Origin of the sequence: Mucilaginibacter psychrotolerans (assembly GCF_004519315.1) — a bacterium.
In the GTDB taxonomy this organism is placed as follows: domain Bacteria; phylum Bacteroidota; class Bacteroidia; order Sphingobacteriales; family Sphingobacteriaceae; genus Mucilaginibacter; species Mucilaginibacter psychrotolerans.
In genome coordinates, this window is sequence record NZ_SOZE01000002.1 from 1 (window position 1) to 15,226 (window position 15,226).

A 15,226-nucleotide genomic window follows, 5' to 3' on the forward strand; every position below is an offset into this window, starting at 1 on the left:
CATTATTTTGTTTCGCCTCGATTCGCTCTCGGCTTCTTTTTCTACTTTCTTTTCAGATTTCGCTTCCCCGTTTTGGGACTGCAAAGGTAGAAAACTTTTTGTTACTTGCAAACTTTATTTTTTTATTTTTTCAAGCTTGCTTTTCAATGCACAACCGCAATTTTTTTACCTCTTTTGCGGGTTGCAAAGGTGCAGATTATTTTGGTTTCTGTCAAGTGAAATATTCACTTTTCTTTAACTTTTTTATATCTGCCTGATGTTCAAAAAACAACGCCCTTTTCGTTTGAGCGGATACAAATGTAAGGAGAAAGTACCCCTCAGTCCAAAAGAAATTTCAAATAATTAAAACAATACTGTAACTCGTTGTAAATTAATCGCAAAGGCCCACTGCAATTGTGCGTGACAACACCTATAAGTTGTTATAAGGCCATGCGGCGGCATTGTAGCTCGCGCCAGAAACGCGCAATACTGCGCGTACGCCTTGTGCAATTCTGCCCAAAAACACCAAATAGGCGCGGTTTTTTTTCCGTAAGTTTGAAATACATATGGACGCAAGCACTTTCCCACCACATTTTCTGGAGCAATTGAACGCCGAACCCGGCTATGATAAGGCAACTTTTATTGACGCGCACCAAAACGGCGGCTCAATTACTTCTATCCGGCTGAACCCATTTAAGCCTGCGGGTATTAAAACAGACAAACAAGTGCCATGGTGCGCAGAGGGGCATTACCTAGATATCCGCCCCTCCTTTACTTTCGACCCATTGTTTCACGCTGGGGCTTATTATGTACAGGAGGCTTCCTCTATGTTTATAGATCATATCCTGAAAAGCATCCGCCCAAAAAAGGAAGATGCTATTAAGGTGTTGGACCTTTGCGCCGCCCCCGGCGGTAAAAGCACCCTACTTAATTCGGCCCTGAATAGTACCGACTTACTGGTGGCGAACGAGATTATTAAAACGCGCGTACCTATATTAACGGATAACCTTAGCCGGTGGGGTACCGCCAATACTATTGCCACCAATAACGACCCGCGCGACTTTACCGGGCTTAAAGGCTTTTTTGATGTGGTACTGGTAGACGCACCGTGCTCCGGCTCGGGCATGTTCCGTAAAGACCCGGCCGCCATGAACGAGTGGAGCGAAGGCAATGTAAACCTTTGCCACCAGCGGCAGGAGCGCATCCTTGCGGATATATACCCCGCCATAAAAGAAGATGGCTACCTTATATATAGTACCTGCAGCTATTCGCACCAGGAGAATGAGGATATACTGGATTGGCTGTGCGCCGAGTATGATATGGAGAGCATCCGCATACCTATATATAAGGAGTGGGGGATTGTAGAAACCGAATCACCTTTGCAAAAAGCATGGGGCTACCGCTTTTACCCGGGCCAGGTAATGGGCGAGGGTTTGTTTGCCGCCTGCCTGCGCAAAAGGGAAAGCACAGGCGGTGCCAGCAATTATAAAAACAACGCACAGCAAAAACTGGCTGCTGCCGAACTGGATATTGTACGCAGCTATGTGAACGAGCCGGACAACTTCTACTACTTTAAAGTGGTGGATGATTGGCTGGCCATTAACCGTGAACACCAGGCCAGCCTCAACCTGTTGCACAAGCATCTTTATATCAAAAAATCGGGCGTGCGCATGGGTAAGCTTGCCGGACGCGATTTGATACCCGACCACGAACTTGCCTTAAGTTTGCTTATTAATAAGGATGCCGTACTAACTACCTCTTTAAATACAAACCAAGCCATACAATACCTCCGCCGGGATAATATTGATATTACCATAAATGAAAAAGGCTGGAGCCTGATGGAATACGAAGGGTTTGCACTGGGCTGGGCGAAGCTGCTGCCTAACCGAATCAATAATTACTACCCCAAGGAGATTAGGATAATGGCGCAGCAGAGCAGTTAGCAGTGGGCAGTGGGCAGTGGGCAGTGGGCAGTGGGCAGTGGGCAGTGGGCAGTGGGCAGTGGGCAGTGGGCAGTGGGCAAGTCCCAATAGAGATTTATTGTTTTGTTTATTTTAAGACATACTGGTCAAAAATGGTTGGTAAAACCCTCGTATAATATTGATTATCAATTAAATGTATTTTCCTAATTGAAGTTGGTTCCAATTGATTTTTTAAAGGCGAGTTTTCTTAGCCATAAGAGAGCACAGCCAACAACAAATATGTCGCATGGAATGCTATAAGCAGATTTTATTTCTCGAATGAAAAAACTATAGTAATTTTATCTGAACTTATTACCAACCATTTTTGACCACATTGCCTATTTTAACATCCTATCTGTAATTAGAAAGCTACTAACTGAATTCCTCCTGCAAACCGCCCACTGTAAACTGCTGACTGTCCTAAGATATCCTTACCGTAAGCAAAGTAATATCATCAATGGGCCTGCCTTTTATTACGGTGTTGATGTGGTTGAGCACGGCATCATTGAAACCATCGGGCGTAAGGTTGCCGTTGGCTACCACAAAATCGAGCAGGTCTTCTTCGCTCCAGCTCTTGTCGTTTTGCAGTTCGTGATCCATCAGGCCATCGGTATAATTAAAAAACAGGCTATCGGGCTCAATATCTATCTCGCCTTCATTCAAAAAAGGTAACTCGTCAAATGCACCAATCATGGTGGTACCCAGTCGCAGGGGTACGGCCTCACCGTTGCAATATAAAATAGTAGGGTTATGGCCGGCGTTGATATAATTAAGCTTGCGTGTTTTTTGATTGAACCTGGCCAGGAACAGGGTAATGAAACGTTCTCCTTTGGTATTGTGGACCACCAGTTTATTCAATCGTTCTACAAGGGTAGTCAAGTCGTCCTCTATGGCAGCAAGGCCCTGCAGGTTGGCCTGGAAGTTGGCCATCAACAAGGCGGCAGAGATACCCTTGCCCGATACATCGGCAATGCACCATAAAAATTCTTCCTCGTTAAGGCGGAAAAAGTCGAAGTAATCGCCGCCGATATTTTGGTGCGGCAGGTATTTGGCCCCAACCTCTACGCCAACCTCTTTATAAACCCGCAGAGGCACCAGCATGTTCTGCACCTCTTCGGCCAGTTCCATCTCCCGTTGAAAACGTTCGGCCTGCAGGCGTTCGCGAAAAAGCTTCTTGTTCTCCAGCGCCACTACGATTACGTTGATGAGCGTTTGGATAAAAGTAAGATCGTTGTTGAGCATCTCGCCCGAGGTGTTGAACTCGCCGATAAGGGCGTAAGCCAGTGCTTTGTTTTTATGGTATATAGGGATAAAGTATTCGTATTGGCTAAGCACAGCATCGGTGTGGTTGTTTAAGGCCGATGGCGATTTTATTTTGCTGAGGTTCGCCCAGGTGCTATTGAGGACACCCGGTGTTTCTATCTGCCCGCCATACTTGGATATACAGGTATAAACTTTATCTTTTGCAATGAGGAACCTGAACCGGCCTATTTGCAGGTAGTTCTGCAATATTACCTCCAGCATTTGTATCAATACCGGCGTGGATGTGTTTTTATTGATTGCCCTTGTTATCTCTAACAAGGCATTCAACTCCGACTGCCGTTTAAGCAGCAGCCTGATCAGTTCATCTTCTCCGGAGCTATCCTGGTTATATTGCATTATGTTAAAGGGCAGCCTAAAATAATGAATAATTTATTCTAAACGGGATTTGTTTGCTTTTTCTGCGATTAATACCTATCGTACCACGCGGCCCTTCCAGGCGTATTTGCGGGTATTACCTATCAGGCCCACGTAAACAAAATAAACTACATGTATGGGTATCAATATAATAAGCAGCCCCACCAGTTTAGCGCGCTTAAAAAATGATGTAATAGGCAGCAAAAATACTGCTTCGAAAATATATTTAAGCAAAAGCTGCACGCCCAAAAGCTTCAGGAAAAAAACGTTGTAAAAGCTTAAACCGGCGTTTACCAGCAAACTGAGATTGAACATCCAGATGGCAACCGCAAGGGCTACAATCCATTTATCCTTGTATTTGGTAGATTTTGATGCCCAGCGCCGGCGTTGCTGCAAAAACTCCTGCAGGGTATGCTTGGCATGGGTGTAAACCACGGCATCGCGGTTTTTAAGAAAACCGATACGATCCGGATATTTTACAGCCACTTTTTGCAGCAGCAATTCGTCATCGCCCGATGCCAGTTCATCTATCCCATTAAAGCCCCCTACCTCGTTGAAAACATCTTTGCGGTAAGCAAGGTTGGCACCATTACAGGTTGATGCCCTGCCATTGCCAATAAAAGCCGCGCCGATACCGATTAAATATGAAAATTCGAGCGTTTGCAACAGCTCAAACAAAGTCCTCTCCTCAAAATAAGTTACCGGCGAGGATATCATTACCGGGTTATGGGTTTCGTAATAAGCCACTACGCCGCTTAGCCAGCGCGGACCCATGCGGCAATCGGCATCCGTGGCCACCATCAGGTCGCCGGTCGACTGGGCAATAGCTTCGGCAATGGCCTTCTTTTTATAGGAATTAAGCGGCTTATCGGCCTGCAACTGCATTAGTTTGATGCCATGTGCCGCATAGCTGCGGATGATTTCGGCTGTGCGGTCGGTAGAGTGATCGTCTACTATAATTACCTCTACCAGGTGCCGGGGGTAATCCTGCGCTATGATATCTTCTATGGTGTAGTGGATGCGTTCTTCTTCGTCGCGCGCGGCAATGAGTATGGTTACCTTAGTAGTTAGGCTTGCACCATTTGTATCGGGGCGTTTAAGGGCGGACCATCCTTTAATAAGGTAAGCAAGCACCAGCAGGTAAACGCCGGTTAAAAAAAGGGAAACGATGCTATGTGCGATCAAAGAATTTGAGTTTTAGTACGAATACCGACCCTATGATTGCCGGTATAATTAAGTTAATAAGCCAGATAGACGATACCGCTGCAATGATAGCTATTTGCTGGCTGGTAATATATAAAAACAGGTGCATGGCGGTAAAGCTACGCACGCCGATATCGAGCAGATCCAGCGAGGGCAGGGCAGACTGGATAAATATGAACACTACAACGGTAAGCACCATGGGCAGAAATGGCAAAGCAGGCAGCAGTAAATGGATGACGAGGTAATATTGGAACGAGAACACCGCGAAGCGGGCCAGGCTGTAGCCGATAACCGTAACTAACTCATTATGGTTGTAACGGCCCATGATATCAAAAAAACGACGGTACTTACGTAGGAATTTTATCTTATCAAGCAGGGTTACCAGCCAGGCAATGTTGAAATAACACACCAGCAGCAAGGTTAAAAACACAAGCGACAAACCCACTATACCCAAATACACCCATAGGCTAAGATGGGAAAATTTATAGACGAACCAAAGTGACGCCAATACACCCGCCACATTGGTGATCACATTTTGCGCAAATGCGCCTACTGCCATGGCAAAAACCCCATGGATACGCTTGCGGTTGGGCAAAAACATCACACGCCCGCCAAACTCTCCAATACGGTTGGGCGTGAATATGGCCCAGGTGAGTCCGCAAAAAACGGCTTCTACCGCTTCCCATACTGAAATAGCTACAAGCCGCTTGGAAAGATATTGCCACTTAAGGCTCTCCAGGAACCAGTTGAGGAACATGAGCAGCACCACTGCGGATAGCGTTATCACCACCTGCGTGCGGCTGATGCGCGCAATCAAATCCTCGAATTGCCTGATATCGGAGTTCTTGTTGAGAAATTTATGGTAAATAAAATAAAAAGCCAATGCCAGGATGGCTGCTTTAAGCAGGTAGGAAAAGATTTTCTTGGCGGTAGCAGTCAACAATAAAAATTTATGCAATGTTACGAAAAGCATCAGCAAGCTTTTGGCCTGTAAGCAATTTATACGGCTGATAGCCGAAATGTTACGTTATAGCTTATACAAAATGGGGGTGGGGTTTGTTTGAGGGAACTTTAATCTGAAAAGCGGAGGCCCGTGCGATTCCCCTCTTGAGAGGGGCGGAGGGGTGTGTTCATACGCTATGCATTACGTTATGGTGTGGTGGCGAACACACCCCTCCCACAACACAATCCACCGCGCCCCCTCTCAAGAGGGGAACCGAGAAACCATTAGAATCTACTACCCCAATATCTCCCTGATATCCTCCGCAGTGAGCGATTTGATGAAGCTTTCTTCGGTAGTGATGAGCGACCGGGCTACGCTTAGCTTGCGCTGCTGCAGGGCCAGTATCTTTTCTTCCACAGTATCTTTGGTGATGAATTTGTAGATGAATACGTTTTTAGTTTGGCCTATGCGGTGCGTACGGTCAATAGCCTGCTGCTCCACGGCAGGGTTCCACCATGGGTCGAGGATGAAAACGTAATCAGCTTCGGTAAGATTAAGGCCTACGCCGCCAGCTTTTATGGAGATCAGGAACACCCTGGTTTTAACATCTTCCTGGAATTGCTTCACCACGTCGCCACGGTTTTGGGTGCTGCCATCCAGGTACACATATGGGATGTTCTGCTGTTCCATGTGCTCGCGGTAAATGTTGAGCTGCTTTACAAATTGCGAAAATATCAGCACCTTATGCCCGCCATCCAACACGTTGGCCAGCGTGTGTACCACGTTTTCGAACTTGCCCGAATCACCTTCGTAATCCTGATCGATCATCAGCGGGTGGTTGGCTATCTGGCGCAGTTTGATCAGCCCTTGCAATACCTGCATCTGTGTTTTGGCATAGGTACCATCTTCAATGCTGCGAAGCAATTCGTTGCGGTATTCAGATTTTACCTTATCGTACACCTCGGCCTGTTCCTCGCTCATCTGGCAATAGAATAGGTTCTCGGTTTTCGGTGGCAACTCAGTGGCTACCTGCTCCTTGGTGCGGCGCAATACGAATGGCTTGATAATCGCCTGTAGTTTCCGTGCTTTGTCTTCGTCTTTCTTTTTCTCAATCGGCGTTACGAATTCATTTTGAAAGTAGGCCTGTGCCCCCAGCAATCCGGGGTTAATGAAGCTCATCTGCGTCCACAAATCGTTAACCGAATTCTCTACCGGTGTGCCGCTCAAGATCAGCTTGAAGCGCGATTTAAGCTGCCTTACCGATTGGAACGATTTGGATGAAGGGTTCTTGATGTTCTGGCTCTCGTCTAATATTACATAATCGAAGTAATAAGCCTTGAACATCTCAATATCTATACGGCTAATGCCGTAGGTGGTAATGATAACATCATAATTGGCAAACACATCGGCCGATTTATAACGGAAGGCCCCGGTATGCACCATCAGCCGCAGTTGGGGCGCAAACTTACGCGCCTCGTTAAGCCAGTTATATATCAGCGAGGTAGGCATGATCACCAGCGATGTGGCCTTATTCCCCGCGGCTTCGGTATCTTCCTTGTGTTTTTGGAGCAGCGCTAACGTTTGAATGGTTTTGCCCAAGCCCATATCATCGGCCAGGCAGCCGCCAAAGTGGTACTCCTTTAAAAAGTGGAACCAGTTGTAACCCGCCTTTTGGTATGGGCGAAGGCTTCCTGCAAAGTTTACAGGCATAGGCACATCTTCGGTTTCCTCGTAGTTACTCAGCTTTTGCAGCTTGCGGCTCATGGCTGTTTCGGCCATTTCGCCTTCCAGGTCGCCCACCAGGCCCAAGTGATGGCGGCGCAGTTTCAGCTGGTCGCCACCTTCAGAAAAGTGCAGCAGGTTGCTGTATTGCGAAAACCATTGCTCGGGTATTATGGCAATCTCGCCAGAAGGTAGTATAAATTCTTTTTTATGGTTGAGGATATGATTTCTCAATTGAATGAACGGAATGCGATAGGGGCCGAAGATGACCACCGCATTAATATCGAACCAATCGTTATTTTCTTTTACCTCCAGGTCTATTTTGGTGGTGCCAAAAACATAGCGCTTTTGCCCTTCTGGTTGCTCCAGTTCAAAACCTTTTTCAATCAGTTCATCATGATGCTGGTTCAGCCACTCAAACACCGGGAAGGATTTATCGGCATCATCATCGGTATGTGCCACCTCCAAATGCTGAAACAGCGACGAGGTTATAGTTAAGCCCATGGCCTCCAGCTGCGCCAGCTTTCCCTTTTCCCAGGAAACCGAACGCTTGATGCGGTGGAACAAGTAGTCGTCGCCGTTTCGTTCCATCCGTACCGAAATATGCCGCCCATCGCCATAGGGGAAATTATAACCCGCGTATTTAAAGTAGAGCTGCAGCTGCGAAGTGCCGCCCTCAATGTAAACCGGCTTCAGAAAAGCCGCAGCATCGTACTTTTCAGTATTAATGGTAAAGCCTTCGGCGTAAACGTTGTGCTTCTCTATAAGCGGGGCAACAAATTTTTCGAAGTAAGAATGTTCTGATGATTTGGGGATAGATATAAAGCGTTTGTTTAAAAAAGGCTGCAGTTTCTTACCCTCTATTTCCTTATCGAAGTAATACAGGGTATCATCCAGCAGCATCCAGGCGGGGTGGTTGCAAATCACTTCCGCATCCTTAAACATAAACTCGATGCGCATGCCCTGGTATTTAATGGTAGGAAAATAGCGTATCTCTTCCTCGTTTCTGCGAAAATGGAACAACACCGAGGCGGCCTCCGCCGCAATATGCACTTTGCGCCCGGCGGGGTAACCCTCTTTGCTCATCAGGTAAAGCTGCTTATCGTTGCTGCCCAGCAAGCCCAATGCCTCTACAATCTTCTTTTCAATCTTGGGGCGGATAACTTCGAAAAGCTGATCGTTGAATATCTTGGCAAAGTACTCGAAGGGGCGGATAGGCTTTTTGTAGAACCTTTTGATGATGTTTCCCTGCTCCATATCCTCCAGTATCTTGATGAGCTTACGGTCGGTATCATCAATACAATGGCTAAACTCGACAGCCGTATTGCTGAACAAGCGTTGGTGGGTAAGGGAAAATTCTCCGTTGGGGTTAAGCTGCACAATGTGCGGCTCTATTACGTACGACAGGTAATCGTGCCGGGCAATGGCATAAATAATTTGGCAAGGTTTGCTGCTGTCTACGCGTAACATTAATTTGATAGGTAAAAAATTAATGCAAGCTACATCAACAAAAAATTCAAACGTAAACAGAATTTGGGGGAAACAAAAACCTTTAGGTAGATTTTTTTTAACAAATGTAGAATGTGGTGAGTATCACAGACCGATCCTTTCACCCTTACGCTATAATCAAGCCTTCTATCCGCTGGAAATGTTTTTTGTTCAACGTAGCAATCGGTAATTCATTCACTATACAAGTCGCAGCAATAAAAATATCTCTAAACTCGATAAGCTTATTTTGCTTCTTAAGGTCATGATAAATTTCAGCTGCCTTTAGAGCCACTTCATTAGAAAATGGCAGCACAGTAAGGTTGCTTAAGACAAGTTTGATATCGTCATCCATCGTCTTACTTTTTACGCCCATATACAACTCGTATATGGTAATCGCGGAAACGAAGAGGTCTGGCTGATTTGAAATCTGGTATAGGGTTGTGTTTAGCTTATTTTTTGAACGAACATGTTCGATGATGAGGCTGGTATCTACTACCATTCTGCAGGCTTGAGGCTATTAAAAGCTTTTTTAGCATCTTCAATGGCTTGGATACCTTCATCCGACCAGACAGACACCTGCGCAAGTTTTTGTTGGTAATCAGAAACTATACTCTCCGGCGTTTTTTTTTGAATAGTGACCCCCAACTCCTCAAGTATTTGTTTTACAAGGGCGCTTTTCTTATCCGGTACATCTATAATAAGCCGTTCCATAATCAAATTTACTATTTAAATTTCAAAAGCACATAAATTTATACGGCTATCTCCCCCTCAAAAACCAACTCTGCAGGTCCCTCTAAAAATATATTGCTGAATTTTTCTCCGTCGTTATCAAAACGGATATTAAGGTTGCCACCCAACACTTTTATTGGCGTGCTAATGGTACCGAACTGCCCGTTATGCCTGGCCATGGCCAATGCAACTGCTGTAACACCGGTACCGCAGGCATAGGTTTCATTCTCAACGCCACGCTCAAAGGTGCGCACGAAATACCCTTCCCCATCTTTTTCTACAAAGTTTACATTGATGCCATCGGCTTTATAAGTGGCGTTATTACGGATGGCGTAGCCTTCATTATAAACATCCTTGATGGCCAGATCGGCAGCCTGTTTTACATAATGTGGCGAGCCGGTGTTGAGTACATATGCTTCGCCATCTTTGCTGATATCGGCCACATCTATCATCTGCAGACTAACCCAATTGCCTTCCTCTGAAATTTTGGCATAATGCGGGCCATCCGTCGCCAGAAAGTTTGTCACATCATGTATAATCCCCAAATGCTTAGCGAAAGCAACTATACAACGGCCGCCATTACCGCACATGCTGCCCTCGTTGCCGTCGGCATTATAATAAACCATCTTAAAATTGTAGCCAGGCAGATTCTCCAGCAGCATAAGTCCATCTCCCCCGATGCCGAAACGGCGGTCGCACAATTTGGCAACAGCATCCTTACTTAATTGACTTACAATACCTTCCCGATTATCTATCAATATAAAATCGTTGCCGGCTCCCTGGTATTTATAAAATTGTATATTCACGTTATAATCATTTTATGGCCCCATAGGCGGGTTATGCTAACCTCAACCAACAATTATCAGGCAGTGTTATTTTTTATTTAACAATTTTTAACAAAATTGCATATAACTTACCATTGTTTATATCGTCTATATGGTATTAAATTTGATCTACGGTATTTAAACCGGTAAACTTTAAAAGAGAAACAGGATAAAAATATGAAAAAATATCTTTTAACATTAGTAACCGCCTTTGCCGGCGGAGCCTTAGCATTAGGCGTTTACAAAATAGTAGAGAACAAATATGATCAGGGCGTTAGTTTCGAAGACAAACAGAAGGTTTACTTTGCCAGCAACAAACCCAATGCCCCGGTGGTATCATCTGCAGGCGCTGTTGACTTTACCCAGGCAGCGGCAGACGTAACTCCAGCTGTAGTTTATATACGTACTACTTATTCTGCAAAAAGCGGCGGCAACCAGGACCAGTTTGAGCAGATGTTCGGCCAGATGTTCGGTCAGCGCATGCGCCCGCAGGGTCCACAGATGGCATCAGGCTCAGGCGTTATCATCTCTCCCGATGGCTACATTGTTACCAATAACCACGTGGTGGCCAAAGCCGATAAGATCACCATCACTACTAACGATCACCGCCAGTTTGACGCCAAGGTAATAGGTACCGACCCTAACACCGACCTTGCCCTCATTAAAATAAACGCCACCAACCTGCCCATCGTAAAACTGGGTAATTCTGATGCCGTACGTGTAGGCGAATGGGTATTGGCAGTAGGCAATCCTTTTAAACTTACGTCTACCGTTACAGCCGGTATAGTAAGCGCAAAAGGCCGCAGCATCAACATCATTGGTAAAGATGACGACGAAGATCAGGATCAGAACCCATTCGGGCCGGTTAATCAGCAATCGCCAACTTTACGCAAAGGCATCGAATCTTTCATCCAAACAGATGCAGCCATTAACCCCGGCAATAGCGGCGGCGCATTGGTAAACACCGCAGGTGAACTCATCGGCATCAACGCAGCTATAGCATCGCACACCGGTTCGTATGAAGGCTATGGCTTTGCTATCCCCGTGAATTTGGCTAAGAAAGTTTTGAACGATATCAAAAAATATGGCGCGGTTAAACGTGGTTACATCGGCATCAGCTTTGCAGATTTGAGCGACCCTGAAGCTGCACAAGGTTTAAAAACCGACAAAACCAACGGCCTTTACGTAAATTCTTTAGTTGAAGGCGGTGGTGCAGAAGCCGCTGGTATTAAACCTGGCGATATCATTGTAAAGGTTGAAGGCAACGCTGTTTATGAATCATCTGACCTGCAGGAGCGCGTTGCAAGGTTGCAGCCCGGAGATAAAATCAACGTCACCGTACTGCGCAACGGCAGTGAAAAGAGTTTTGATGTAACCCTTAAAGCAGAGGCTCCTACAGCTAAAACAGCAGCGGTTTCTAAGTCGGCTGCCGAATTGTTCAACAAATTGGGCGCAAGCTTCCAGCCGTTAACAGCTGCACAAAAAAGTAAATTCCATGTAAACGCTGGCGTATTGGTAACTCAGGTTCGTGCAGGCGGCATCTTTGATGATACCGAAATACCTGTTGGCTCGGTTATCACTTCCATCAACAAGCAGCCAATCAACAGCGTTGATGATATGGACAACGTAATCACCAACCTAAAAAATGGCAGACTGATCATCACCGGCTACTACCCTAACGGCGGCAGCTTCAGCAACGTTTTTGAAATACAATAATTAGCATAAGTGATTTAATAGGAAAACCCGGCCAAAGCCGGGTTTTCTCGTTTTTATAAACAGGGCAAAACTTCAAAACAAATCCGCCTATATTTACCGCATGAAGAAATTATTGTTGTTCGTATGCCTATTATCGGTGGCCGCAGTTACCGGCAAAACCACTCATCGTAACGATACTATCCCCGAGTTTATGCAGGGGAAATTCAAAGACGATTACGGTATTAAGTACGAGATAAACGACACGCTGTGGTTTCAGCTGCCTAAAAGCAAGTTCCGTATCATTAAATGGAACTTAAAAGAGCAATACCTGGTTGCCCGCAACGGCGATGGCAACCCCGGCGATGGCGGACTGTACACACGCATAGATTTTATGGAGTTCAAAAACATGTCCCCGTGGAAATGGGGCTATTGCCTTACTGCCTACGATGCGCCAACCGATATTGCTGCCGAAGCCATGGCCAAAGCCGACCGTAAGCACCCCAAAACAGGCTGCAACGGATTCCCTTTTTCGAGAATGAAAGTTAATGATTAGCGAAATGAGTTATTCTTTTGGATATTGTCCTCTGCCTGTCTTACTTCCCACTAGGCTCTTATAAACATATTGACAAGCATCATCCTCTGTAAAGAATATCTTCTTTGATTGCATTTCCCCTCGCTCTTTATAATATACGATGTACTCGGGCGAGTATTTTCCTTTTTGCATGACCAAACCAAGTCTGTCGTTGTCATCTATTGCCCCGTAGAGTCCGTGCAGGTAATACCTATCCTCAGATATCCCCAACTCTTTGAGCTTAACATATAATTCGCTTAGTGTCATATATTTCTTATAACAAAGGACATAAAGTAAAAATACTTTGTGTCCTTTGCGCTTTTGCTTATTGTGTGTATTTAAATCATCACAGCCCTCTGAAAGTTAATTTCCTGCACGTTTTTGCAAATCTGCTACCGGCATAATCAATATGCGGCCAACCTGCGTTTTACCTTTATAGGTAACCACCTTAAGTTGCGTAGCATCAATAGGCACGGCCAGTGTACTGGTGTATTTTGGGTAAAACCTATCGGGCGATGAATTATCGAAACTGTAATAAATATCCAGCCCAGGTACTTCGGGCGTAAGCGAAACGCTTAAGCTTTTATCTGCATTGCGGATAGCTTTAAAGGTTGGATCGTAAACGCTTGGCGAATATTTGGTTTCGCTCTGGTTGAAACGCTCGAACTGCCGCTCTACCTTCGGGAAGAACGTCAAAAAGTTTTTCTTAGACTTTGGCGACCATACCGATTCTGACACGGCTAAAGCTCTCGGCCATATCATATACTCCACCTGGCGGAAGTTATACACCTGCTCGGTCCAAAGGTTGGCTTGGCCGCCTTTTATCAGTTTTGCATCAACGCTATCGGGCACAGGTTCAAACTCGTAAGTTGTGTTCAGGCGCAGGGTGGCATACACAGGCGGCTCGGTAATGCGGTCGCTTTGCATATAATCCAGGTACACATAAGTGGTAGGGCTCATTACTACTTCGTGGCCAAGTTTGGCAGCATCGATGCCACCCTTTATGCCACGCCAGCTCATTAGAGCTGCGTTAGGGCCAATGCCGCCTTCCAGTATCTCGTCCCAACCCATAAAGCGTTTGCCTTTGCTTTCCACTATTTTTTCCAGGCGTTTTTCAAAATAGCTCTGTACCTCTTCCATGGTTTTGAGGCCTTCTTTTGCCATCAACGCTTTTACATCGGGGCTTTGCTCCCAAAAATTCTTGGCGCATTCGTCGCCACCCATATGTATGTAAGCAAAAGGAAACAACTGCGCAATCTCGCCCACTACTTTATCCAAAAAGTCGTAGGTGTATTCGCTGGCTGGGTTCATTGTATTATCAACCAATGCGGGGTGGCCGGGTTTAGACCAATCCATTATCTTCTCGCCCGAGCGTACGGTATATTTATCTGCCCCTGGTGTGGCGGATAGCTGTGGATAAGCGGCAACAGCGGCCAGGCTGTGGCCGGGCACATCTACCTCGGGCATAATATCTACAAATCTATCTTTGGCGTATTTTACCAGTTCGCGTATATCGTCCTGCGTATAAAAACCGCCATAGGTACGGGGTTCATCGGGCTTAGGGGCAATAAAATCGCCGAAAGCACCTTCGCGCTTAACATTAAATGCACCCACGGTAGTTAAGCGGGGCAGGCTTTTTATCTCTATGCGCCAGCCCTCATCATCGGTAAGGTGCATGTGCAGCAGATTGAACTTGTATTTCACCATATCGTCGATAAAGCGTTTCACCTCCTGTTTGGTAAAAAAGTGGCGCGATACATCAAACATCAGGCCCCGCCATTCAAAACGTGGGTAATCGTAAATATCTACCACAGGCACTGTCCAGGCAATGTTTTTGGCAACCTCCAGGCCTTCAATTTCCTTTGGCAGTAATTGCATCAGGGTTTGCACGCCGTAATATAAACCGGCTGGCTTGTTGGCGCTTATGGTGATGCCATTGGCTTTCACCGAGAGATTGTACCCTTCTTTGCCTAAAACAACATCGGCTTTTTTATTGATGACCAATTTTATGGTAGCATTTGCACCCGCTGCCTTTACTACTACGGTTTTACCGGCAGCTGCAGAAAACTTATTTTTCAACAAATCCAATACGGGGTTAATTTCCGGCGAGGCGGCGGTCTGAACCACCACTATTTTTGGTAATGTAAATTGACCGGCGTGCTTCGTTAGCTTAACCGGCTCGGGGATGATGGCGATATCCGGCGAAGTTTGCTGCGCAAAACTTAATGAGCCCATAAGGCAGGCGAATACCAATAACGAGATTTTTTTCATGTGAGATACTAATGGTTTACAAAAGGGGTAACAGCATGCAATTTATCACTTTTTAAATAAAATTAATAAGTTTTTATTCTGGTTGATTTCCATGTTTAAAGTACCGCTTATTATTTCGAATTAAGATTGATGATTAGGGTTTTTTGTTAACTTGCCGCCCATA

12 protein-coding genes are annotated in these 15,226 nt (G+C 45.6%); 3 read left to right on the forward strand and 9 right to left on the reverse strand.

What is annotated here, in order from left to right:
- The first annotated feature begins 545 nt into the window (after positions 1-545).
- Positions 546-1,922, forward strand: coding sequence for a methyltransferase RsmF C-terminal domain-like protein (locus E2R66_RS02065; protein WP_133226849.1), 1,377 nt, complete (start codon positions 546-548; stop codon positions 1,920-1,922).
- A gap of 438 nt (positions 1,923-2,360) precedes the next feature.
- On the opposite strand, the gene E2R66_RS02070 is transcribed toward E2R66_RS02065, so the two are convergent.
- The 7 genes from E2R66_RS02070 to dapF form a co-directional block, all read right to left on the reverse strand.
- The gene (locus tag E2R66_RS02070) at positions 2,361-3,599 is read right to left on the reverse strand and encodes a PP2C family protein-serine/threonine phosphatase (RefSeq protein WP_133226847.1); all 1,239 of its coding nucleotides are present in this window, start codon (positions 3,597-3,599) and stop codon (positions 2,361-2,363) included.
- Positions 3,600-3,674: 75 nt separating this feature from the next.
- Positions 3,675-4,802, reverse strand: a complete 1,128-nt coding sequence (locus tag E2R66_RS02075; protein ID WP_133226845.1) for a glycosyltransferase family 2 protein — start codon at positions 4,800-4,802, stop codon at positions 3,675-3,677.
- Entirely contained in the window at positions 4,789-5,793 is a 1,005-nt protein-coding gene (locus E2R66_RS02080; protein WP_133226843.1) for a lysylphosphatidylglycerol synthase domain-containing protein, read from the reverse strand. Before E2R66_RS02080 ends, E2R66_RS02075 begins: the two co-directional genes overlap by 14 nt.
- A gap of 264 nt (positions 5,794-6,057) precedes the next feature.
- The gene (locus E2R66_RS02085; protein ID WP_133226841.1) at positions 6,058-8,955 is read right to left on the reverse strand and encodes a DEAD/DEAH box helicase; all 2,898 of its coding nucleotides are present in this window, start codon (positions 8,953-8,955) and stop codon (positions 6,058-6,060) included.
- A gap of 145 nt (positions 8,956-9,100) precedes the next feature.
- Positions 9,101-9,472 (reverse strand): type II toxin-antitoxin system VapC family toxin, encoded by a 372-nt coding sequence (locus tag E2R66_RS02090; protein WP_133226839.1) that lies wholly within the window; start codon positions 9,470-9,472, stop codon positions 9,101-9,103.
- The gene (locus E2R66_RS02095; protein ID WP_133226837.1) at positions 9,466-9,684 is read right to left on the reverse strand and encodes a hypothetical protein; all 219 of its coding nucleotides are present in this window, start codon (positions 9,682-9,684) and stop codon (positions 9,466-9,468) included. The genes E2R66_RS02090 and E2R66_RS02095 overlap by 7 nt, the downstream gene beginning before the upstream one ends.
- Positions 9,685-9,722: 38 nt before the next feature.
- Positions 9,723-10,508 carry a diaminopimelate epimerase gene (dapF, locus tag E2R66_RS02100; RefSeq protein ID WP_133226835.1) on the reverse strand — a complete coding sequence of 262 codons (786 nt, stop codon included), beginning with the start codon at positions 10,506-10,508 and terminating at the stop codon, positions 9,723-9,725.
- A gap of 195 nt (positions 10,509-10,703) precedes the next feature.
- On the opposite strand from dapF, the gene E2R66_RS02105 reads away from it, so the two are divergent.
- Positions 10,704-12,242, forward strand: coding sequence for a Do family serine endopeptidase (locus E2R66_RS02105; RefSeq protein ID WP_133226833.1), 1,539 nt, complete (start codon positions 10,704-10,706; stop codon positions 12,240-12,242).
- A 100-nt stretch (positions 12,243-12,342) separates the two neighbouring features.
- Positions 12,343-12,774, forward strand: coding sequence for a hypothetical protein (locus E2R66_RS02110; RefSeq protein WP_133226831.1), 432 nt, complete (start codon positions 12,343-12,345; stop codon positions 12,772-12,774).
- 9 nt (positions 12,775-12,783) lie between these two features.
- On the opposite strand, the gene E2R66_RS02115 is transcribed toward E2R66_RS02110, so the two are convergent.
- Positions 12,784-13,059, reverse strand: coding sequence for a hypothetical protein (locus E2R66_RS02115; protein WP_133226829.1), 276 nt, complete (start codon positions 13,057-13,059; stop codon positions 12,784-12,786).
- A 96-nt stretch (positions 13,060-13,155) separates the two neighbouring features.
- Positions 13,156-15,063 (reverse strand): beta-N-acetylhexosaminidase, encoded by a 1,908-nt coding sequence (locus E2R66_RS02120; RefSeq protein WP_133226827.1) that lies wholly within the window; start codon positions 15,061-15,063, stop codon positions 13,156-13,158.
- Positions 15,064-15,226 lie beyond the last annotated feature (163 nt).